Origin of the sequence: Pseudomonas sp. HD6422 (assembly GCF_025377065.1) — a bacterium.
GTDB classification, from domain to species: Bacteria; Pseudomonadota; Gammaproteobacteria; order Pseudomonadales; family Pseudomonadaceae; genus Aquipseudomonas; species Aquipseudomonas putida_U.
In genome coordinates, this window is the sequence record NZ_JAHWIW010000003.1 from 68666 (window position 1) to 91404 (window position 22739).

20 protein-coding genes are annotated in these 22739 nt (G+C 55.8%); 12 read left to right on the plus strand and 8 right to left on the minus strand.

Going from position 1 to position 22739, the window contains the following annotated elements:
• Nucleotides 1–369 precede the first annotated feature (369 nt).
• Entirely contained in the window at nt 370–1650 is a 1281-nt protein-coding gene (locus tag KY379_RS02630; RefSeq protein ID WP_084858335.1) for a DNA methyltransferase, read from the minus strand.
• A gap of 128 nt (nt 1651–1778) precedes the next feature.
• Between KY379_RS02630 and KY379_RS02635 the strand changes: the two genes are divergently transcribed.
• The 3 genes from KY379_RS02635 to KY379_RS02645 all read left to right on the plus strand — a co-directional run bounded on the left by KY379_RS02635 (nt 1779) and on the right by KY379_RS02645 (nt 3445).
• Nucleotides 1779–2153 carry a hypothetical protein gene (locus KY379_RS02635; protein ID WP_084851992.1) on the plus strand — a complete coding sequence of 125 codons (375 nt, stop codon included), beginning with the start codon at nt 1779–1781 and terminating at the stop codon, nt 2151–2153.
• A gap of 203 nt (nt 2154–2356) precedes the next feature.
• Nucleotides 2357–2893 carry a hypothetical protein gene (locus tag KY379_RS02640; protein WP_176705137.1) on the plus strand — a complete coding sequence of 179 codons (537 nt, stop codon included), beginning with the start codon at nt 2357–2359 and terminating at the stop codon, nt 2891–2893.
• 78 nt (nt 2894–2971) lie between these two features.
• Complete coding sequence (locus KY379_RS02645) at nt 2972–3445, plus strand: hypothetical protein (RefSeq protein WP_084851994.1); 474 nt, start codon at nt 2972–2974, stop codon at nt 3443–3445.
• Between the two features lie 116 nt (nt 3446–3561).
• On the opposite strand, the gene KY379_RS02650 is transcribed toward KY379_RS02645, so the two are convergent.
• Nucleotides 3562–5772 carry a UvrD-helicase domain-containing protein gene (locus KY379_RS02650; protein ID WP_158242118.1) on the minus strand — a complete coding sequence of 737 codons (2211 nt, stop codon included), beginning with the start codon at nt 5770–5772 and terminating at the stop codon, nt 3562–3564.
• A gap of 376 nt (nt 5773–6148) precedes the next feature.
• On the opposite strand from KY379_RS02650, the gene KY379_RS02655 reads away from it, so the two are divergent.
• A complete protein-coding gene (locus KY379_RS02655) occupies nt 6149–6799 on the plus strand; it encodes a helix-turn-helix domain-containing protein (RefSeq protein ID WP_084851998.1) in 651 nt (216 codons plus the stop codon).
• 108 nt (nt 6800–6907) lie between these two features.
• Here the strand turns inward: KY379_RS02655 and KY379_RS02660 are convergent, their stop codons facing one another.
• The 3 genes from KY379_RS02660 to KY379_RS02670 all read right to left on the minus strand — a co-directional run bounded on the left by KY379_RS02660 (nt 6908) and on the right by KY379_RS02670 (nt 9423).
• Nucleotides 6908–7075 carry a hypothetical protein gene (locus KY379_RS02660; RefSeq protein ID WP_158242117.1) on the minus strand — a complete coding sequence of 56 codons (168 nt, stop codon included), beginning with the start codon at nt 7073–7075 and terminating at the stop codon, nt 6908–6910.
• Between the two features lie 112 nt (nt 7076–7187).
• Complete coding sequence (locus tag KY379_RS02665) at nt 7188–7781, minus strand: DUF922 domain-containing protein (RefSeq protein ID WP_172402866.1); 594 nt, start codon at nt 7779–7781, stop codon at nt 7188–7190.
• Nucleotides 7771–9423: a hypothetical protein gene (locus KY379_RS02670; protein ID WP_084852000.1), complete on the minus strand. Its 1653-nt coding sequence runs from the start codon at nt 9421–9423 to the stop codon at nt 7771–7773. The genes KY379_RS02665 and KY379_RS02670 overlap by 11 nt, the downstream gene beginning before the upstream one ends.
• A gap of 129 nt (nt 9424–9552) precedes the next feature.
• Here KY379_RS02670 and KY379_RS02675 point away from each other — a divergent pair, with 129 nt between their 5' ends.
• Genes KY379_RS02675 through KY379_RS02685 form a run of 3 tightly spaced genes read left to right on the plus strand, consistent with a single transcriptional unit; the run spans nt 9553 to nt 12254 of the window.
• Complete coding sequence (locus KY379_RS02675) at nt 9553–10557, plus strand: DNA replication terminus site-binding protein (RefSeq protein ID WP_084852002.1); 1005 nt, start codon at nt 9553–9555, stop codon at nt 10555–10557.
• Nucleotides 10558–10569: 12 nt separating this feature from the next.
• Complete coding sequence (locus KY379_RS02680; protein ID WP_172402867.1) at nt 10570–11100, plus strand: tetratricopeptide repeat protein; 531 nt, start codon at nt 10570–10572, stop codon at nt 11098–11100.
• A gap of 2 nt (nt 11101–11102) precedes the next feature.
• Entirely contained in the window at nt 11103–12254 is a 1152-nt protein-coding gene (locus tag KY379_RS02685; RefSeq protein WP_084852004.1) for a hypothetical protein, read from the plus strand.
• Between the two features lie 459 nt (nt 12255–12713).
• Here the strand turns inward: KY379_RS02685 and KY379_RS02690 are convergent, their stop codons facing one another.
• On the minus strand, nt 12714–13082 hold the full coding sequence (locus KY379_RS02690; RefSeq protein ID WP_084852006.1) for a PilZ domain-containing protein: 369 nt from the start codon (nt 13080–13082) through the stop codon (nt 12714–12716).
• Between the two features lie 140 nt (nt 13083–13222).
• On the opposite strand from KY379_RS02690, the gene KY379_RS02695 reads away from it, so the two are divergent.
• The 5 genes from KY379_RS02695 to KY379_RS02715 all read left to right on the plus strand — a co-directional run bounded on the left by KY379_RS02695 (nt 13223) and on the right by KY379_RS02715 (nt 16439).
• The gene (locus KY379_RS02695; RefSeq protein ID WP_084852008.1) at nt 13223–14230 is read left to right on the plus strand and encodes a hypothetical protein; all 1008 of its coding nucleotides are present in this window, start codon (nt 13223–13225) and stop codon (nt 14228–14230) included.
• Between the two features lie 344 nt (nt 14231–14574).
• Nucleotides 14575–14988: a 30S ribosomal protein S10 gene (locus KY379_RS02700; protein WP_084852012.1), complete on the plus strand. Its 414-nt coding sequence runs from the start codon at nt 14575–14577 to the stop codon at nt 14986–14988.
• Nucleotides 14985–15695 (plus strand): Crp/Fnr family transcriptional regulator, encoded by a 711-nt coding sequence (locus KY379_RS02705; RefSeq protein WP_084852014.1) that lies wholly within the window; start codon nt 14985–14987, stop codon nt 15693–15695. Before KY379_RS02700 ends, KY379_RS02705 begins: the two co-directional genes overlap by 4 nt.
• On the plus strand, nt 15692–15913 hold the full coding sequence (locus tag KY379_RS02710; RefSeq protein ID WP_084852017.1) for a hypothetical protein: 222 nt from the start codon (nt 15692–15694) through the stop codon (nt 15911–15913). The genes KY379_RS02705 and KY379_RS02710 overlap by 4 nt, the downstream gene beginning before the upstream one ends.
• Nucleotide 15914: 1 nt before the next feature.
• Complete coding sequence (locus KY379_RS02715) at nt 15915–16439, plus strand: hypothetical protein (RefSeq protein WP_084852019.1); 525 nt, start codon at nt 15915–15917, stop codon at nt 16437–16439.
• A 3-nt stretch (nt 16440–16442) separates the two neighbouring features.
• Here KY379_RS02715 and KY379_RS02720 read toward each other — a convergent pair whose 3' ends face one another.
• On the minus strand, nt 16443–19808 hold the full coding sequence (locus KY379_RS02720) for a UvrD-helicase domain-containing protein (protein WP_102059578.1): 3366 nt from the start codon (nt 19806–19808) through the stop codon (nt 16443–16445).
• A gap of 166 nt (nt 19809–19974) precedes the next feature.
• Nucleotides 19975–22668, minus strand: a complete 2694-nt coding sequence (locus KY379_RS02725) for a PD-(D/E)XK nuclease family protein (RefSeq protein WP_084858336.1) — start codon at nt 22666–22668, stop codon at nt 19975–19977.
• Between the last annotated feature and the right edge of the window lie 71 nt (nt 22669–22739).

Sequence of the window (22739 nt, forward strand, 5' to 3'; positions counted from 1 at the left end):
GTATGTCAATCCGAAGCCGGGTATCCGCAATGCTGCACGAAGGGCCTCTCGAGGATCTTCAAGCGAAGCCACCACCTGTCGGAGTATCTCAATCAATGCCACGCTGCCAAGGCCGGCCTCGAACTTCATCGAAGGATCATTACTGCCCGCTCCCCAAGCAAGAATTTCACGAAGATAGTCCGTCGGCGTGATTCCCTGGTCTAACAAAACACCCACCCTCGCCCCACGATCCTCGAGCGACCTGATCCAATCAAATTGAGGATAAGCATCACCAGGATATCCACGCAATCCGTGTCTGGCATTCGACCACCTGTAGGCACGGAAGCAGTCTGAAAGGTCGTGAGGGTTGATAGCTGACAATCTGTGTCCTTACCGCTGAGCAGCGCCAGCGAAAGCTTTTTCAAGTTGAGGGTTAAGATGGAAGCCTGGGCAATCCCGAAAGAGCTCTGCGCCGCCTCGCACATACTGCAGAGCCCGCTCCCCAGTAATCCAAAGGCGCCCGAGCATCTCTGCCGCGAGTGAGGTCATCAGGCGGCCGCCAAAGGGATCACAAACGACATCGCCCTCCTCGGTAAGCCACCGAATGAGAAACTCTGGGACAGAGTACGGCTGTCCAGCACCATGGACAGGCAGCCCAAGCGCTTCTGCTGCCTTTTTGTATCTGTTGCCGTGAGCACAGCGAATACCGCGCTGAAGTATGTTCCGGGGGATTCTCCCATCTGTAGGCTGGGCGAACGACCCCACCCTCAACCTATAGGCTCCGTCGCCATGGCAGGTTGAGCGCTTTTCTCCACCTGCGTCAATCAGGGCGAGGTGTCGTTCAGTGTGGGGTTCCAGCACCCGGCGGTTGTCTCCCTTGAATTTGAGAGGATTCTTCGCCATGACAATGATTGGCTCATAACCTACGTTGAGCTGCTGCCGGGTTTTGGAGGCCCACTGCACGGGACCAGGAGCCTTGTTGGACTGCCAGATCAGCCGCTCAATCAAGCTGAGTCCAGCATCCTCGAGAGCGATCACCAGTCGTTCGACATATGTAGACCGCGCTGGCGAACCTGGAAGGAAAATGTCCTGGCTAACGTTGATCGACAGACTGCCTCGCTCGTCAAGCCGCTCAATGATAGGCTCCAGCGTATCCATGATGAATTTGACGATCTCTTTTTGGTCAGGATTTCCGTATCGCCGGGAATGAGCTAATGGATACGGCGGGGACGTCACGCAGGCCATAATAGGTATGTCGAGGTTCTTGAAAATGTCTCCGCTCGGCCCGAACACTGCCACGCCCAGATCAGTGCGGAAGGCGAGGACCTTTACACCTGGCTTCGCCATATTCAGGTCACGCTTGGCATCCTCAGTCAGACGCCAGATACCTCGCTCGCCTGGGACACGCTCAAGAATGCCGGCTCGGCGTAAGTCCTGCTGAGTCCAGCGGATGGCTCGGCGTTCAAGACTGTGACGCTGCCCTGAACGGCCAACCGGCACACGCTCAGCCATCGCCTCCTTCGACAAGCCGGCTTCTTGGGCCACAAGCTGGTAGAGGGTGGAGTTGGATAATGGGCAGTCGGGGCGAGCTTTGTAGATAGCAGCAATCTGGTCTGCTCCAAAAAGGTCCCCTTGCGAGGAGGACACCGCTTTGGCTTTAAAATTCTTCATTGATTAGCACCAGCTGTAACGATGGGCAAAACTATCCCAGCTGACGCTGCGTGCCAGAAGCATGCTTTTGTTGCTGGTGGCACGAACTGGACACCCGTACTGTGGCCTCCTACCTCGGAGAGTAAACGATGAACCGCGATGAGCTAATGAATCTGTTCGACCCAATGCAGGAAGCTGAGCTCGAGTGCGACGGTTTCTCGCGAGTGGTTGCCTCTGTGCTCATAGAGAAGGGCCTCAAGCCCACCCTTATGGCAGGCACTCTGACCATACGTGATAGAAGTGTCCAGCCGCATTTCTGGGTCACCTTTGACGGATGGACTATTGATTACCAGGTGCGGAGATGGCTGGGGAATGAACCCTGGATACCGCATGGTGTGTTCCATCAATCTGATACCGAAGCAGTGTATGCCGGCACTGAAGTGGCAGCGTATGTGATACCAACGGGTATACGCACCTTGATGCTCATGTCGACAAAGGATTTGATATCTCAGTCCCAGGGTTAGCTGCCCTGGCCTGTCGCTCATAGCGGGTTTTATCTCTAATTTGGAGCATTGTTTTGACAGGTGTGTTTTGGCTAGAAGGCTCTGCGACTGTGGGAGAATCAACTCTCCACATGAAGCGCTGATGCGTCGACCGGCGCAATCGTACTTCGCCTTCCCAGCGCGGGCCTCAAGACTCCCGGGCTTACTCCAAAACAGGGACGCTTATGACACCAGAGCAGTTTACAGCCGTTCTAAAGCTTGCGACGCCGGAACAGTTAGACGCCCTAGACCAAGCACACTGGCGCTACATCAGCATGATGGGCCTCATCTCAGATGTCCTGCCTGATGAAGTAGTCGAGGCAGACCGCAAGGCCTACCCGCACTTCATCAAGTCTCGGCCGGGATACAACGATGATGAATGCAAGACATTCATGGTTGAGGTCACTGGTCTTTCCCCAGAATTCTGTGAGGCCTGGCGGGATCAGGACTTCTACACCCTTCACGGCGAGTCCGGAGAAGACATGGGGCGCCGACAGAAGCCTTCCTTCTGGGCGAGGGTTCGCAAGCTGGCGTCGGGGCGAGTCGCGAGATTCGGACTTCTGTACCTACTGATTGGTGCAGCCGGCACTTTTGCTGCGCTGAAAACCCAGGGAGGTGACGCAGCCCTCTGCACCCTTATCATCCTGTCTTATCTCTTTGCTCCATTCTGCAATTCTGTGCACAAGGCGTTCCTGGCACGCGAGGCGCGCGGGCAGCAGTAGAGAGTTAGGCATCCCCCTATTGCATCCTGAAAAATCCGCAGATGTACCCTCAACTCGAACCGAAGGACGCCAAGGAATATGAGCGAGAAGCAACTGGAATGGGGGCAAACACCATTCGATCAATGCTCCAGGGAAGAACTCATTCAGCACTGCGCACGGCTCTATGCGGCCACCTCTGCGCTGAATTCAGTGGCTCTACAGCACAAGGACGGTAGCACCTACTGGAAGAAAGGGAGCGGCGGTGACGCGCTTGAGAGAGCGCGTCAAGCGATGGAGTCGGCTCGAAATGGCCATTCCGATGAGTGCATACACCGCTCCTACCTGCTCTATGCTGGAGACCTTCTGTTCAAAGACGCTGCCGGCCTGGAGATCAGGTCAGGTTGGGTTCTCTGTCCAGAGTGTGGGCAGATGACGTCCTCCTTGAGCGGCGAGACCAACTCAGGCAAGGCCTGCTCGGACGTTCTTCCAGGATCTTGTTCAGGAGTCATGCGTGAATTGTCCTGGGATGACCTCAAACCCAAAGCTGACACCTCGATACTCGTATCCGGGTAAAGCTAAGTATCGGGGCCAGGTTCCTGGGGAGGCGCAGCCATTGGCTTGCGCCTTCGAGGGAGGTCTATGCAGAAACGAGGGCTGGCATCTTCACCCCCATGTTAATCGGTGAATGGTCATCGTCTATCATCGAACAGTCCAGGCTGCAGGCCCGCAAGCATGCTTGCTGTTCGAGGGTCATCCGCCCCTCTGTTCGGGAACCAAGCGCAGCTCACCCTCGCCCTAGCAATACTGCTTGCTGTCAGCCGAAGCGCTTCGCCAGTGCTAACGGTGTCCGCCGGCATTGGGTCACCCCCAGCGCTGAACCCCGCCAGCTTGAACAGCTGGTTCTTAAACATAGCGGCCCCCTGTGCTGAAGGGTCCCCGACCAAAACTACTTGGTCAGCTTCAAGCGCTTTGGCTTTATGGAATCCCCGAACACGAATAGTCTTGCCGCCCTGGGTCCTGTCGCTCCGAATAAGATCGCCTACCGCTGCGGCCACCCAATCTTTGTCGACCTCGCTTTCAATCAGTATCAGAACCTTTAGGCCCTTCGCTGCAGCTTCCTGGCAAACCCGCCTCAACTCATCTGGATCATCGCCGAATACCTGTATTTTCTGAGAGGAGCGCCCGACTCTGGACTGAGCCTTAGGTGCCCGGACACATCCGGTCACGACGCTCTGAACCAAATTGTAGCTAGCGTCGATAATTGACTGCGGAGACCGGAAGGATTCAGTTAATGGGACCCTGCATGGAGACCCAGGGCATGGGAACAGGTCATCGAAATTTGTGATCAGCCGAGGCGTCGCCCCAAACGTACCAAATATCCACTGCCCTTTATCACCTGCAATCAATAGCGACGTGCACAGCCCAGGTGCATGTGGTTGCAACGTGTCACGCCGCCTTACCTCGCTGATGACGGCCCTCACCCAGCCAGCAACTGGAACAGTCTGGTCCTCTGCTCCATCAATGAGTAGGTGTCGACATTGGCCAATCACTTGCGTCGGTAGATGGCGTAGCGCCTGCGAATCATTTCCGAACAAGGCAAACAGACGGCCAATCGGGATAACTGGCGAAGCAAGGCCAAGCAGATGGCGCTCTAGGGCCTGCCAATAAACGCCCAGCGCTTCAAAGTAGATCGAATCGCTATCCTCGGGCAGGAAGTTCATGCGCCCTGGGATGCTTGCCACCTCCAGCCCCAGTGCATCCAATAGCGCAGCGGTGGCGTTGAACGAGTCCAGAAGTGGTGCTGCAGAACGATCCCCCTTGAGCGCATACGAGAATGCCGGCGCTGTCTTGGAGAGGTTGCGCAGGCCTTCAGCAAGTAGAAATCCCTCTTGATAAGAATCCAGGTGGATTAAGCCTTCTGGGAAGTACCCCTGCAGCAAGGTTCTCTTCACAGCCACTTCCTTGTATAGCTCCATCGCGGCTGGATCTCGCTTGAGGGATGGCCCTTCACTACGATCTAGACCAAGCACTATGTGGAGCCCCAGCGCTGGGATGTAGCCGTGCGTGCTGTATGTACGACCCCGGAGGCTAAACAACTTCCTCTCTGGAGTAGCCCCCTCAAAAGGCCAGGCCTTCGCCGACCGCCATAGCCCCTCCACTACATCACTCAGTTGCTCATCAAACTCACTTAAGCGCCATCCTAATGGCGCCCGCTTGACCACCTCATCATCATCGACCTCAAGTCGTGGAAGTCTCAGCGAAGCTTTCCAGAGGTCTTGATACAGCGCAGCAAAGGCCCTGTTGGACCTGTAAAGGAGATTTAGGCACTTAGTCATCTCTTCACGCTGCAGCGGAACAAGCGTGGCCTCAAATGGCCGCCCATCAGCCAGTGCTGCAGTATTGGATGCGGAGCAGCCGAAAACATCGAATGGGATTACCGCGGCCAGATCCGGGAGCGCTTGTACCTGTGAGAGAAGGCATGAGCGAGGGGTCTTCACCACCCGCAAGCACACATCGTTGGAGAGCGTTACGCCAAACAGGCCAAATAGCTCTCGCAACTCAGCCGCCAGGTCAATCCTTGCCTCCCGACTGAATGTAAGAATTTGGATTTGCTCGAGGGGAATACCCAGGTATCGGTGTAAGAGCAGGGCTCTGAAGAGAAGGACTTTCGTCTTCCCGGTCCCAGCGCCCCCGGTCACAAGGGTCGCCGGCGAGTTCGACAGTATGCCCTTCCACTGCTCACCAGTAGGCTGCGCGGCCTTGCCTAAAACTTTTTCACAATCAGCACGCATTGCCGCACGTACTTCACCGGTCAACTGGATGCGACCAGGCCCAAACAGGTCGTCATCCTTTCCCGGCCGATGATGTACGGGATCCGGATGCCCAAGGATGAGCTTCACCTGGCTAGGCTGCTCTTCAGCTTTCGAAGTGCAGCTGGCATCTGCGTGGCCTGCCCGCCGGCCGGCCTGCCATGATGAGTCGTGCCGAGCTTGGAGTAAGTCCAACCCAGCACCAAGGACCTGGGCGGCAATGCGAAGGTGTAACGGCAGTTCGTCCAGCTCGAAGGGTGCCTCAGGTGGATGATTCACTTCATGGGATCCAGTTGGAAATTTCGTCCAATACTGTCCTCGAGTGCTCATTATCGCCACTCAAAACAGACACGCGAAATTCTGAGGTGCTGTTTTGGCTAACGCACAGCGGCAACTATGGGTATCGTCTTGCCATTCCCTCGCCGCGCCAACAGGGCCGGTTGAAGCATTGCAGACGGAGCGTTTAATGACACACCCTGGCCACAGCGACTCTCTCCCAGGAGCTCGCATTCAGGCGTATTTTGAAAAATCCGGAACGCTGCGCAAATATGAACGTGGCACGGCCATGCTACGTTACGAATCACCCGAGCCGAAAATCTTCCTGCTGCAATCAGGTACCGCTGCACTGCACGTGGCAGATCCAAGTCAGTCAAATGATCTGAACGTCATCCATCTCGTACCAGGTGATGTCTTTGGTACAACCGAATCGGAGGCCAACAATCGCATTCAGATGTACGTGCTAGCAAAGACTGAGTGCGTGGCATACGTCATGACGGCTTCGGAATTTCTAGCTGGGTGTTCATCGGACCCCGCTGGGATGTTCGCCATTTGCAACGAACTGACTCAGACCAGTCTGCGGGCCTTACGGAAGGTCGGCCAATTCGCATTCTTCGACGTTCGAGGAAGAGTTTCGAGCGCGTTGGTAGAGCTCTGCACTCTGCCTGAGGCGAAGTCTCATCCAAAAGGGTTCCTGCTTAACACGACACGTGTCGAAATTGCATCGATGGTTGGTTGCACACGAGAAATGGTCGGGAAGGTACTTCAAAACTTGCAAGATGAGGGTCTCATCAGCCTGAAGGGGCGCCAAACGCTGGTCCATGCCGGCGCATCTCAATAGCATCTGGAATGGTGCGGACAACCAATTTTCTGTTATTCCCTGATCCTCCCCCTTAAGGTGGGAATCAGGGAATTCCCAATCCGGATCACTCGCTTGGGAAGCAGCGTATTAGCTTGACTCGCCCTTCCGGCCCATCTCCTCAAGATGCCGCTTCCGAGTTTCTAAGAGGTCTGCCACCACCTCATCCATCGTCCATTCCTTCTCTATGGATATAAGCTTGAGTTCCTTCCATACCTTGGAAGTGACTCCAATATTCTTCAATCTTTCTTTGCTCATTCGGTACTCCTTCAGCGCCGGTAAATGGATTTCAAGTCGAGGTCACATCAGATCTGTCGAGCACGAGCACGGTTGCTGTGTCGGTCATCACATCGATCACCACCAGTGGTTGCTACCTCACACCATGGTTCAGATACGCTCCCTGTGTCGCTCCATGGCGTGTTTGTGCGTCAAGATCCTTGTCATAGGCCGAGATTCGTTCAATCAGCGTCTGGGTCGCCTGCTCTGCTATCACCCTTGCCCGAGAGCAATTCACATCAGTTCGGGTGCCATTGATCTTCGCGAGTAGCGTCACCGCAGCGCGGTGAGCATTCTGCGCGTGGAGCGCCTCGTGAGCATTGAGGGCATTGAAGAAACGACGCCACTCTCGCTCAACAGCAGCTGAGCGAGGATTCTGTGAGAGCGCCGGCAGGTGAATTCGAAGCTTTAGGTAGACCTCACCGTTGTCCAGCAAACAACCATTCTCGGTTGGGATGAGGTCGTAATTCGCTGTCAGGCTCCACTTCGTCACTCCGGCGTAATAAGCGTCGCCGCTTCGGCTCGGTGCACTCCCCGCTATCGATCGCTGAATGTCAGCGATCGTCTCTCCGAACACGGGGTAGGTCACAATCCTGGAGTCAACGTATGGAGACATTGCCCCACTAGCGGCGCAGGTAGCGAATGCCAGCATGGCTCCAACCGTCAGCCGCGCCAACTCAGTGCGCATTGCTTACCTGGCGTCGATCGAGCTTCTTCTGATAGGTCGAAATTTCCTTCACTTCGCGCTTGATCAAAGAACGTTTACCGATGCCATGGTCAAGCATGTACTGGGCGACCTGCGCAGCTAGCCCGGCCGCTTCGGCGTGGCCATAAGTCCAAGCCTGCCGCAGATAGTTGAGTGCGTTTTGAAGCTCACCTGCTTTTGCAGAAACCTCACCCAACTCATAGTTTGCCTCTGGATCTTTCAGATCCGCCGCTTCGCCCAGGAGCTGAAGCCCCTCACCTTCCCTGTCGGTGCTGCAAAGAAGCTTACCGAGATCAGTCATCGCAACCGGATAACCAAAAGCTGAGGATGCCCGCAGATGGATTTCAGCCGCGGCGTAGTCCTCCTCCTCGAGCGCTTGGTAGGCCAGGCTGTACGCACTCAATGGGTGCCGGTCACCAACCTCACGGTGCCACTGAACAGCCTTAGCACTGCTGCCATCCGCCTTGGAGCCTTCATAGCAGCGGGCCAGCGCAACACCGGCGTCAAACACGCCCGCCCTGAACCCCTCCTCGAGCGTGGCAACAGCTTCTTTTCGACGCTCGTCCTCTTTCGGTAGCTCGGACAGGAATGCCAGTTTCAGCCTGCAAGCCCAGGGCAATAGATCGCGCTTAGAGATCGGCATCCTCTCCAGCGCGGCTTGCCAGAGATGACCAATGAGGCGTAGCTCCCTTGAATCCTCGTCCTGCTGCAGAATGTGACCGGTCTGAGGGTCAATGGCCATATTCCCCAGCAACCCAACAGGGATGATCCGATTGAAAGCTACGCCATTGATACGCTGGCCAAGGGTCCAAGAGGTGTGAAGCGCACCTTCAGCGCAGACCAATCGCATAGCAGTCCGCACCAGGGAAATCTCTACCTCACTGAGAGTTGGCAGGCTTACTTCCAGCTTGCCCAGGATCGCGCCCCACCCCCCTTCTACCCCTAGGTCAGCAGTGGAGATGCCGAATTTGTTAATCGCCTTGGATCCTCGCTCTATAGCACCACCCAGGGGCACCATCTGCCAAGCCTGTTCATGAATCAGGTAGTTCTGGGCGTGGAGGTCGACCTCATTGAACGATGCTGTATAAACGGGCACTCCTCGCTGGCTCGCCAGGCCAATTGCGGTAGTCGTGTTCTGCTGCTCTCCTGGATCAGAGGACTCGCCCGCGGGATGAACCCAGATAGCCAGGTCCACCTGAGGTCCACTCTCTGAGCTGGCCTCTTCATGGGTGATGACGCCGCAAGGCTCGAGGTCCAATGCGCTGGCCAGCTGAGAGAATTCGGAGGCAGCGTCTTCGTCTACAGTGAGCAGGATATCAATAGCTCCGGGGGAGCCCAGCATTTCGCCGGCCAGGCTTGCCCACTTCGAGTTGTCGAATCTGATCAGAGGGTCTGACCCAATCAGTAGGACACGGATTGGATCGTGGCCAACCGTGAGTCCTGATTGACTAACTACGGTCGCCACAAGGGCAGCAGGGGCTACGATTGAAGCGGCGCTGTCGAGCTGCAGCTTAATGCCGATGTCTGCTGGATTCTCCTTCAGAATCCCTTTGACATGCTTCAGCCAGCCCTCAGTCAAAACACCCAGGTTCTTCGCAGTTTCAAAGGTCTTGGCCAGTGACAAAATTCGGATACCTCATTTTGGTTATGAAGCTGAGTGTACCCGGGCAATAATGTTTGCCAAACCCATAAGGCATTGCCGGAATTCACCCGGCCGTTAAAGTGTTGCATAGGCCCAGAACGCGAAGATCTCATGGAACTCCATCTCAGCCCTACTAGCCAAGCCATAGCTCTAGTCAACCAACTCAAGACTGAGTTGGAAGCTCTCTTTGCCGTGCTCCAGGCCTCTCGGGATCAGGTGGAGGTGCATGCGGTTTATGCCATGGAGTTTCGACATGAAAACGCGGTGAACGCAGCGGACCCTATCGAGGTTCGGCACCTCGAAGGAGATGATGCAGTTCTAGCTGCATTTGAGGCCTTGACCTGCATCACCCTGAAGGAAGGACAGAGCCCGAAAGAGACTCTACGGGTGCCAGGGGCCATCGCGCTGCCAAAGGTCGCAATCGACCAAATTGCTAAGACCAATGCCTTGCGCAGCGAATTGTCCAGGGTGATCAGCACAATCAAAAAGACGAATGATCGCCGGTTGGTGTGGCGGAAATTCCAAGACATTTGCCCCAAACAAGCGATGCGTAGCACGCATGTGCTTAGCGCCCCGCGGAGCATCAACTTTTACTGGGATGACACTGGCTCCTCAGAGACCAGGCATACCGTGTCAGGACTGCTTGAGGAATGGGAGGAACTCCTCAACCAGAACCATGAGAGGCGCCCTACATTCGAAAGCTCACCCCATGGTTCGGTTGAACGAGCGCTTTTAGTCTCGATTGATCTTGTTAATCAAAAGCTCCTCAGCGATGAGGAGGTACTTTTCCGGGATGAGCATGTTGCAATTCGTCGGCCTGTACAGCCCCACATCAGGGCTCGCGTTAGAGACGGAAACTCCAAAATCAAACCGATTATCTGTCCCGTTCCTTTTGTGTATGAGATCGGCTGCCCGCCCCCGAGGATTAAGCCGTTGCCGTCATACGAGCCAAGCGATGCAGGTAAGAAATCTTCAGCTGTAAAACCTGGGCGCGCACTGCTGGAGCCGGAACCGCTAATCGAAAGCATCAATCTCTATCGGTACCACCCGCGCGTTCGCGGGCCTTTGAAGGCGAAAGCAGACTTACCGTCGACGCATGCCGATACCAATGAATAAGGCAATCCCACTATGACCATCCAACAGAACAGCCCTCAGCGCCTGGCGAGCCTCACCCAAGATCTCCTCTCTCTCGACGAGCGGAACCGCGCAAACGCATATCGAGACATGCTCGAGCTTGCCGAGCAGGGCGATGGCAACGCTATGTTCCAAGTGGCCCGCTGCCTTAATCAGGGCATTGGTGTCGAGCCTGACTCTAAACGCGCAGATCACTGGTTGCGCCTGGCCTGCATAGCCAAGCCCGCGTCTAGCGCCGCACTATTTACGTATGGCATGTCGCACGTGCTTGGCCAGCGGGCGGATGCAGATACTGCCAAGGGGGTCAGATACATTGAGAAAGCGGCTTCGGCAGGCTACGTCAAGGCAACGCTCGAGCTGGTGAGGATTGTTGAGCACGGCTTGACCGACATCAAACCAGATCTCCACCGTGCTTACCGGCTGCTGGCCAACTCCCTTACCGAACAGTCCGATCAAGAGCTGTATTCAGCATACGTGGGCTTTGTGGAGCGCCACCACCCGATCACCAACCTTCTGGATTCCTGAGCATGTACAAAGAGCAGTGGGAGCGACTCGTCCAGCAAAAAGCTTTGGCCCTCAGCGAGGCCGACGCGAATGCCATCGTCGCAAGAGCATATGGCCACAAGCGGCTGGACATCGGCACTGATAAGCTGGTCGACCCCATAGACGGCCTCCAAGTCATCAAGTCTCCTGACGAGATAAAGGCCCTCCCCGACCGCACCCATCAGATGATGGAATTCGTTCGGATGGCCACAAACATGGACCCACTCAGAAGCACCCTCGATGACGTACGAAAAGGGCATCCACAGGGCACCCTGATTGCCACAATGTGGGGCTTCTCCAGTTTCGATGCCCTCAAACACTATGCCGCTCAGGACAGAATCGACCCAACCTCCCAAAGCGCGGAGGAGATGGCCAGATTCAAACATCGGATGGGGTTCATGCCCCCATCGCAGTATTTACTCGGCCGGGACTACAGCGGAAACACGCTCGTCATCCATACAGATCCTCCTCTGATCTCTAAGTGGATCGACCAGGTGATTTGCATGAACCGCCTGGACGATCTGCTCGTAGCTGTCGTGCGGGCTACCCCCGACGGGGACAATTACCTCAACCACTACAGCCGGGAACATGACGTCTTCAGAAAGCCTCTTTCTGAAGATCACAGCTCCTTCATCCTGGGGGCAAGACAGAAAAACCCGGGCCATCGCCTGGCTGTGACGATACTTCCTGATCGCACCTATACCCTTGAGCAATTGGTCTCGGCGCATTTCTCCGCCCTGAGTGAAGGCGCCGAGCGGGGGAGTACGTTGATCATTGATCGGCTTACCCTGGCTAGGGATGAGGAATCGATCGATGCGGGCCTGAAGCTCGCGAAGAGCGCCAAGATCAATGTGGTGCTTACCATCACTCATCCGGATCCAGTGCTCTGGAATAAATTCCAGAGCCGCGCGATTTTCGGCTTTGACCGAAACATGCTCGCGACGGGTAACCTGCAGATGGATCAGTCCCTGGCGGCGTCCTCTCCTTTTGTTGGCCCAAGAGGTACGAACCTGCAGCTGGCGTATCACTCTGACGAAACAGGGGTTAAATTCAGCGTTGCCCAGTTGGCACCCGAGACAAAGCCCCAGGGCGCGACGATTTTTAAACGCATTTTTGGCAAGCCGATCGCTGGCTGAGCTTGCGGCTCGATGCTTCAACCCTGAAATGCGGGGATGCTGGCAGCTCCAAATGGAGGGGGAGTTTTGGATGGTGGTAGCCAGAAAAATCTGATCGAGAACGGAACTGACTGACGGTACCGCTGTCAGAAAGGGGTGTGCTAGACGTGCACGAGAGGGTTGGTATCGATTTGCTGCTACCTTCCGTTACGAAAAGGTTGCCCTTTTCAAGCGATTTCGGGGCTGGTCATCTTCACAATTGGACGATGATCGTACAGAATGTGCGCAATGGGGTTCACTCCCCCGCCGTTTTTTCGGCAAGCTTTTGAGGAAAAGCATAGGCTTTAGACCTCCTAACTCCTAAGTCACCCCCTTCTACATCCAAATGCCTATGGGTGCCGCTGCTGTTCCTCGACTTATTCAAGGCCCGTCCATGCAAATGGATGGGCCTTGTCACATCTGATGGGCATCTAGCTCTGTTCAGCGGGCTTCCGGAAAGCTCTCCGCCAGCTTATGCAGGAAGATGTGTTCGTGAGAGCTTGGATCCTGGTCTGAAAGCGATATCCCCAGGGTGTACTTACCGCTTCGATGGTCAGTCCCGCAGTTGACCACCTTGCCCTCGAACTCAAGCTCCTTGCCGTTGTTCTGGGTCAGCTTCATGCAGATGGAGTCGCCGATTCCCTTTTTTTTGTCGGTGAGAATGAGGGCGCCAGCAATAGACAAATCTCTCACCCTGCATTCATCCCACCCCAGAAGCCCCGCAAAGAGACCCTTACCCTTGATCTTCTGCGAGAGCAGGGCTCCCTCTGTGATCACGTACCGCGTGTGCCGCCGGCTGGATGCAGTCATTCAGTATTCCTAGTAGCAGATATGTTCGGACTCGATCTGCGAGTAAGCGTTGCGAAATCCGAAGCCTCGTTTTGGCTGGTATCCAATTCGTAACCGAATACTATCTTCAGTTCCCATCAGCGGCTAACCAAAACCACCCTATGAAATTCCTTGCCCGCATCCCTTCTGCAGCCAAGGGGATGACTGCTCTCGAATCGCGGATACCATGGCAGCTTCAAGTCCCTCTTTTCTTTCTGGTCTACCTGGTCACCTGCGTGACGCTCAGCAACGCCACCCCTGACGGCGAAACGATCACCTTTTTAAAGCTCCTCGAGGACCTCGGGGTGTACGTGCTCTTCCTGGCATTGTGGACTGGTGTCTTTGCACACTTTCGCAGGACGATCAGCCTAGGATGGCTGGTAGCCATAGCAGCCATGTCTCTGGTCCAGGAGGAAGTGAATTATCTGAATATGGGGTACGAGTGGTTCGCCACCCTGGTTGGCCATACAGTCCTCCCGGCCGAGCGCCAGCGAGGTGATGTCTACACCTTGGCGATCGTCTTCACTACGCTTGTGGGGCGATTCGTCTTCCAACGTGGGTTCCGAAGTTTCATGCGGATCCACATCACCTTCTTCCTCGTTGCCTACACCACATTCCTCTGCTGCATCCACTACCTATTCGCCTACTACGTTCAAGGCGAGCTGCTTCAGCAGCGGATGCTCTACCAGGAGGAGTTGACGGCCACTTATCCGGGCCGGTTCAAGTACCAGTGTGAAACGCTACCCATCAAGTGCTTTGAGTGGGTGGGAGATGAAATCCCAACTGAGGTTTTGGCAGCCCCCTCAACTCGGGGTATCCTTGAGTCCATTAAGACTGCGCGAATGAGTGTCACAGGCTGGCTTGATGTATTCCCTCTACCTGACGAAGAAGCCGATTCAGTGTTGAGGGGGGTTGAAGCCAGCCAGAAAGTGATTGTCACGGCTTACAAGAACGAAAACCTCTATCGAGTCGTGTTCGATGAGCTTTACCCAGCTCACTCGCTGAAGGTGGCCAAGGTTGGCGTCCTCTCGTTCTCGACGACGTTCATTGCAGTGTGGTTCTTCGGAGGCATGTACCTTGTGTTTATGCACCAGTCGCGTAGCAGACAACCCAATGCCAGAGGTAAATAGCGGTGCTTGGAAATTACAGACTCTGGAAGCAGAACGTCATTACCACTGCAGTGAAAGCGCACCAGGAAACCCTTCCGCGAGTCACTGAGTTGAGTTGTCCTCAGATGCTGAAGCTCTATGACAAGGTCCTTGGGGCTCTCACCGGGCCACATACGATCAGACTGCGTCGTACTCCGCGCCTGATCGATGCACTCCGCCTTCAAAATGCACAGCGCTCATTCGCCCGGGCGCTTCACCATCAAGTGAAATTTGCCCAGCTGAGCAAATAATCTCCCGCAAGATCGCTGAAATGGGGCTGTCTCTTTCCACTATTAGGGGCAAGAGATACCTCAAGGGCCTGCCCAATGTTCAGCGAAGCAAAGTCTGCCCAGGCCTGGGATCTAGCAGATCCCAGAACCATGCGCTCGAATTTTTCCTCCGCCAGCTTCTACATCGTGATCGATGGCCTGGAACACCCTGTTGTCCAGCAAACAGCTAAGTCCATCAAGGCAGCGCTGACGCGCGCCGCTGGCGTAAGAGTACGCGGCCCCCTGGCCTTACCCACGGTGCGTCGCCGTCACATCATCCTCAGAGAAGCACCATCCAAGGGTTCCCGCGGTCTCTACTGCTCGAATGCGAAGCGGATCAGGAACGTGTTGCTGGTGGAATCACCGACCTCTGAATCCATCATGTCGCTTGTAGCGCTGCCACTGCCGGCGACCGTCAACATCAAGATCGAGTCGTATCAGAGCCAATACGACTTGAAGGAAGCTAAATGATGGCCAACAGTCACGCACACGTTATGAAGCAGCCCACCATCACTGTTTTCGATACACCCGAACCCGAGTGGTTTAAAACCAGCCCTCTCAAAAGCTCCTGGGCCAGCTGGCTTATCAATGGCAACCACTACGGGAAGCTGATAGAGGTCCAGCCAAAGACCACGCTTGACACCAACCAGGGCGATTTCTACATCGTGCTCAAAGGTTGCGTTGTGGCGTTCGCACTCTCTCTCGACGGGAAAAGCAAATCGGTTTTCGTCGATGCTCTGCGTCGAGGAGACATGATCTGGCCACTTCAACCCAAGCAAGTCCGATTCGGTTACGAGACTCGCAGCCTGACGTACCTGCTGCAGGTACCACAGGCCAAGTACGATGAGTACATGAAGTCCAACGGCTATAGCGAGACTGTGCTCATGGCTGCTGAGTTGGATTTGGTGAAGAAGCACTCACAATCGGCCCTGTATCTGTTTGCCAAGGACCTGGACCGAATCAAGCGAGTGATCTGCATGCTGGTTGACCACCCTGATGCTCGACCCACTGACCGAGGTATTGAGGTAATGGCCAGCAAGGATGAGATCAGAACCCTTGCGGGGGTAGAGCGCCGGTCTGCAAGTCGGGCATTCAAAGTTTTGGAGGACGAAGGGACCATTAAATTTGACGGCTACAAAACATTCTTCTTTCAACCCCCAATTGAGGAGTTGGCATGAAGCGCAGCTCTAACGTGGCGGTGAGCAAGATTGCTGCCTACGCAGAAGATCCAAAGAAATTCGTGGGATCGGACGGCGGAGCATACAACCCCGAGCTAGCAAGGATGGGCACTGCAGCGCACAGGCGGATAGGTCGGGGACCTAGCAAGGCGGCATTCGTGGTCACCGTCGTGCTGGTTGTGGCCGCCCTCCTCTACTTCGGAATCATCGAGATCTGACATGCTGACGCTCTTGGCGGTCATCGCCGCGATTGTGCTCTTCTATCTGGTGCTCAAAGCCAGAGCCCCCCTCGACATCTACAGACAGTTTTCGCTCCCGGCCAGTCAATGGACCATCCTCGGTACCGACCTTGGAAAGGGCCACCCTCGTAAGCGGCTGAGTGCGCTGGGAGTAGGGGGAGAGCCCGATGCCATATTCAAGGGAAAAAGGACCGGGCAGATCGTGATTGGGGAGTACAAAAACCGCAAGCACAAAGGGTATGTTCGACGCCGAGAGTACTACCAGGTGATTCTCTACATCGGCCTGGCTCGTCAGGTTTTCGGCGAGTCGAATGTGATTGGGCTGTTGAGCTTCAAGGACGAATGCGTGCAGGTCCCATTTGATGAGCAGCTGTTTCGGGCCCTCGTTGAGATCCGTACTGAGGTGCCCATCTCGCTGAAGTACAGGAAGCCCAAAGACGCCAGGCCCCTGCACAAACGAATGTCCATTACCCCGAGGAACCCAAAGATTCGGTTCCCCCGATGACAGTTAGGCGACCTCAGCCAGCCGGTCAAAAGCAGGGAAGTACAGTACCTTCTTGACCGGCAGTGTTACCCCGGCATCACGCACAGCCACCCCGTACTCTTCCATCTTCATTCGATAGCGTTCTACCTCCCGAGCGACAAATGCATCCTCCGACATGCCCTCAGGGCAATCCGGGGTCTTATAGTCGCTGATCCAGTAGACGCCATCCTCCTCGAACGGTCGATCCAAAAAGCGATGTACCCATCGGCCATTCCGATAAGCACTGACCTGGACCTCGTGACCGCTGCCCGGCCGCTTTTTCAGAATCCATTGGCCATGCTTGCTATTCACTGTATTCACCAACAACCGGATGATGCGCGCAACAGCTGAGGGCACTTCTGCGGTTGGATACCCTTCCCGGCGTAGCAGTGAGGCAATGGCCTGGGCTTTGGTACGAACCCGTTCCTCGTTCCACAGATCAACGCCCTGCTTGCCAATCTGCTCTACGAACCAGTGGTAAACAATACCAATGGTTTTAGCACGGTAGTCAGTGCCTTCCTCTTCGCGCAGCTCGTCGTTGAGCTCGTTCTCCGTTGGGATTTGATCATTGCTCGCTGCAGGGATGAAAACCGACTTTGGGAGTTCGACTGTGAAATCAGGTGCCAGTCGGGCTTTAGATGGGACGCCCGAGACCTTATCAGCAACGATTGGGAATGCCGGTTCAACCGCTTTCACTTCGGGGCCGATAGCTGGCCACAAACACTCTGCCAACGACCCGGAAACCGGCTTGATCTCTTTATCCTTCTGCTCCTCACCTTCAGCGGCCGGGAAACGGTCAACGCAGACGAACAGGTGGCAGTTCTCCCGGGCACGAGTGGTCCCTACATAGGCAGCGCGGCACACTTCCGCCGCTACATCCTTGCGCACCATTCCTCCGACAAACTTGAATAGCCGGCTCTCTGGGGTCGTGGGGTCCAGATCACCTAGGTTAGGGACGACTGTGAAGACACCCTCCATCTGTCTGAAGTAGAACAGTGGTTGATCATCTTTAGCCCCGCCTTTGTTGAGTCCTGGAATCAGCACGATATCGAACTCAAGGCCCTTCGAGCCGTGCAAAGTCATCACGGTCACAGCGCCGGCTTTAGGGCTGGCGTATGCCTTGTCAATCGCACGGAAGAATGCCTGAGGATCTACCAGATCACCTGTCTCAGTGTGTGCAGTCAGGAGCTTGAAGATGGTCTCAACGTCGTCCATCTGGCCACGGTCGACAGTAGCCGGGCCACCTAGGGCAATCCAGGCGGATTTGACGGCCCAGGCGAGTTCAGAACCTCGGCTAGAACGCTGTACGCCGTCGAGCACAGCTAGCAGCCGCTGGATGCGAGCCTGGCCCTCGGGCGAGGTTTGGGCCTGGACAGCTTCATCGCGAAGGGCATGTCCAATCACCTTGTGACCTTGAGCGATCTTCAGGCAGTCAGCCCAGCTCAGGCCAACGAAGGAGGCACGCAACAGCGTAACCCAGGCTGAACGGTCAGCAGGGTGCCAGAAGGCCCTGATGAGAGCGATCACCTCAGATACCGGTGCCGCTTCTCCGATAGGATCGATGTCCTTACCGCGGACTTCAATTCCCGCATCTTTGAGCATTGGCAGGATGCGTTTGAGGTGGGACCGGCCGCGAACCAAAATGGCGATCGACTTTGAAGGGTCTTTAGCTAAGGCGTCAGTGATGACTTCAGTGACTGCCGCAGCCTCGCCCAATGCGCCTTCAGCAATTGGATGCACCTCTACGCCACCCTCCCCCTTTCGGAAAGGTACCGAGGGCACGAATTCATATGCCGAGTCCTTGAATACCTGCGCGTAGGTGTCGTTGTTCCAGCTGACCACTCCAGGGAGCGACCTGAAATTGACGGTCAGGCGCAGCACTTCCATTTCTTTGGGACCGAAGGCCTTGGCTGCGACCACCGAGGTAAAGAGATTGAGGTCTGCCCCACGGAAGAGGTAAATGCTCTGGAATCCATCGCCCACGAATGCAATCGAACGATTGTCAGCCATCTCCCAGTTCTCTACGAGAAGCTTCAGTAGATCGTATTGAGCCTGGTTGGTGTCCTGGAACTCATCGACCATGATGTGCAGGATGCGGTCTTCTTCGAGAAGAGCTTCGCTAACTGTCTCCCCTGCGCCGAGCGCTTGGATTGCGCGCTGGGCGATCTCAGGGAAGTCCAGCGAGTTGGTCGCTTCCATGGCCAGGGTGAGGTTCGCCAGCAGGTAACGCAGAATGACGGTGAAGTGCTCCACCATCTTCGCGGCCCGGGCGGGATACTCAAGGTCTGGAAGGCACGACAGGACTCCCAACGCCTGAGCGAATGCACCAGAACTGCCCCCTGCTTTGATGTCGGCAAGAATATCGTTCATTTCCACGGTGCAGGGATGCTTAGCCGGGAAACCGTTGGAGACATTCACTTTGGCGCGAACAGTGCCGGTACCGGTCAGCATGTAGGATGCAAACGCGCCGTAATACGACATGGCGTCAGGGCTGGCGACGAACTGGGGTTTAGTTGCGGCCCAATCGAAGCCTTCGAGCGCCGCAGAAGCCGCCTGCAAGCAGTTCATGGCTCGCTCCAGGTCAGACCCTGGAATCAGCGCTATCGCGCTCTGAGCGGCCTGGAGCACAGCTGAACTAACAGCCTCCTGCATGGCTGCAGGATCGAGAGTCATGATCCGCCCGGCCCACTGATCGCGTTTGGTCAGCAGATCAGCAAACATTGGAGCGAGTGTTTCAAAGCGGTTCTTGGAGAATCTCAGGACCGCCTCAAGGGCCTCAGCCAGAGCCTCAGGAATGTCGTTGTCGTTTACGGACTTCAACGTTTCCATGATCGCCTGATGATAAATCATGGAGGCGTCATCGGTGGTCTTGCCACCACCTAGGCCAGACATGATCGGGGTTTTACTCGCCAGGGAGGCACAGAAGCTGTCGAACGTCATGATACGAAGGCGGCTTGGGTTCAGGAGCAGATTCCACCCCATTTCCTTGTCACGCTCCAGGACCAGACGTGCGAGCCGGTACTGCGGAAGCTCGTGTTCCAAGGTAGGCTCAACACCAGTAGCAGCTTGCTGGAGTGCTCCAAGCACCCGCTCGATGATCTCAGCCGCTGCCAAATTGGTGAAGGTGATTGCCAGTACCTCTTCGGGGCGCTCGACCACAGTCAGGCACGACAGCAGACGCATCTGCAGAGTCGAAGTCTTGCCGGAGCCGGCCGGGGCCAAGAGAAGAAGCGATCGGCGCGGATCAATCGCCAATGCACGAGCTTCAGCGTCAGCAATATCCAGCCCACGAATCCCCGCAAAAATTGGATCGAGGTGAGGTAGAGCAGCGAAGGGTACGTAAGCAGTCATGGATTGAGCTCCTAATCAGTTGCAGTCAGAGTAACGGCTTGCGCGTGTGCCACCAGCGGCCCTCTGAATGAACTTGACGCCTCTGAAAACGGAGGTCGAAACCTCCGTCAGAGGCGGATAAAGTTTTCGCATGCGGAATTTTTTTATGCCTACCGGCCACGGACGCTTATCGAGCCAATGGGGCGATGTACTCATACCCGATTGGGTAAGCCTTCCCGTCCAGGTCCAAGTTCCCGTTCCCTGCTACAAAACCGGCGCTCATCGCATCCAATGAGCGATTCCATGCGTCTTTCTGCTCCTCCCATTTCTCCGAAGTGTCGACATCCTCGGGGCGGGGGCGTTTGCCGGCAACCAGCGAGGCTGAGAAATTCGAGCGCGCGTGGTACCCGAGAGACTTCTGATTCACCTGCGCCAGTACGATGCCGTCGATTGCATTGGCACCCTCAGCTTGATCCAGTTTCGTCGCATAGATTGGGAGTTGAGGCTCGGTAAGACTGGAGGCGTTGAGGCTGTTCATGCGCATTTCCTGGCCAGTCTTGTAATCCTCAACAACAACCCTCGTTTGCGTTTGCTCTTCATCAAGGAAAATCCGCACTCGCCGATCAAGGCTCACGGTCAGGGGGACATCACCGACCAGAATGTCGTGGCGCTCCTCAAAACCAATCACCTCAAACTCATTGGCGCGCTTCTTCTCCAGCTCAAGCCATTCGATGGCCAGATCCACAATGCGGCGCTGCTCCAGCCGGATCAGCTTCATCCCGTAGCGCCAGATCAGCTTGTACAACAACTGTTCAGACGCTTGCTGTGTATAGGTTTCAACGACCGCTTTGAGACCCTCCTCGCTGAATTCCTTGAGCGCCTTGGAGGTACGGGTCGCTTTCCAGAACAGCTCAAGCACCAAGTGCACCATCGTCCCCTGGATGCGGGGATCGAGGCCAATGATGGGCTGCGGGAACATCTCGGCCCGGAGACGATTCCGCACGAACGAGAAGAAAGGGGATTCTGCATAGTCTTTGAAGATCCGCACCCCGCCCTTGAGATCAGTCAGTTCCATCGGCGAGACCGGGGGAATGGTTTCGATGTCAAAGACCGTTCTGTCCAACGTGCCCATCAAGTCGTCTAGAAAGTCCCCTTTCGTTTCAAGTGTGCGTGCCTCTGCTGGCCAAGTGCCGAACAGTTCACTAGCGCCTACCGAAGCGCCTTTCTCGTTATGGCTTGGACAAGAAACGGTGACGTCAGAGCTTGTGCTGAGTAAAGCGCCAGCTACGGACTGAGCATAAGCCAGCATCCCTTCGCACGAAGCTTCAGCGATCCCGGCTTTGACCTGCAAATCGGTTGGAATGAATGGCGAGGGCTCAGCCCGGCCGGGCAGAACGTTGTTAGAAGCGCCGATGACCCAAAGGGCGTCGAAACTCAGTCCGATGGCATCTTCATACCCAAGGATCGAGACTGGCGCGAGGTGACTGATGCGCGGCTGGAACTGTCTCGTGTCCACGATCTCACGCAGCCACATGAACGCGCGCTCGTACTGAACAGTCCCCAGCTGGGCGTCAAGCGTGCGGAAAAGAGTCAGCGCCTCGGCCCAGGCGTTCAGGGTTTGGAAGTTTGCACTGTCCAGCTCGCTCTGGCCTGGCCAGCCGATATCGTTCAAGGCTTCACTGAAATGGTCAGCCCACTCCGATGGGTACCGGGTCTGTTCGCCGCTGATCAGCTTTTCGAGCAGGCCACCGAAGCGTTTGCGGAAGTCAGGTACTGCTTCACCCTTGTATGAGCCAATGGCGCGTAGGAAGTCCTTACCGCCCATGTTCAAGCCCATGTTGTCCCGGAACCAAATATCGAGGAGTGCTCGGGTTGCAGATTCACCCACATGGCCACCGATCCATTTCGATCGAAGTACTCGACTGAAAGTCTCGGGGTCTGCTTTTTCAGGGGTAATGGATAGCAGGTCCATAGCCGAACGGATCATCGGCCGGCTACCCAGTGTCGCGCCACTGGAAATGTCCCATGGAGCGCGAGCTTCGCCATCAGGCCCTGCAGGCATAAGCGCGCCAGGGCTTGTGTGAAGGCTCAGAGCATCCAGCAAGGGGCCTTTGTAGGATCGGATATCTGGCACCACGATCGCGAGGGATGGGGCCGCTTGAGGGGTGTCAACGAATGGTTGCAGTTGCTTGGCTACCCACTGGGCAACTTCAAGCATCTCGCTCGCATTGTTGTGACTACGTACCAGGCGAGGGGTCGATTTGTCTCCTTCCGGGGATACGACAGTGACTTCGGTACCGGCAAGCTCCAGCGCCTCGAATACGGCCTTTTCGGCAGGATTGAGCTCGATCATCCCCACGATGACGATGCGTTCAGGGACATCGACTAAGCCGGTCTTCATTGCATCTAGCAGCAGTCCTGGAAGGTGAGCCCGGAACACATACTGCTTCGAAGTGCAATGAGCATCCAGCTGCTGCTTCCACTGATAGAAGGCCTCAAACTCCTCTTTGAACCGGAAGCGATCAGTGTCCATATCGATACGGTACTTGTACGCATCGGAGTAAGCCACGCCTACGCGGCGCGCAGCATTGGTCGAGGAGATCATGTTGGCCGGCAGGAGCCCGGACTGATCGATGATGGCTTTGACGGTCGCCAACTCCTGCACTGGATACAGAAGCTGCTCATCTGGCATCAGCTCAAGCCAGGTGTTCTCGATCCACTTCGTGATCGTCATGATCTGCCCTTTCGCAAACCATGCCTTCTTACCACCAACAGCTTGCAGCAAGGCTGCATGCAATTTGATGTGACGCGCGACCCGCTCGGTCGAAGCCAGCACAACGGTTCCGTCTGACAGGTCTGCCAAGTGGCTCATGAATTTCATTCGGGCGATCTCCGTATTCGATACACCCAGAATAACGATGGGCGGCTGTGCCACCACCCCAAAACACCACC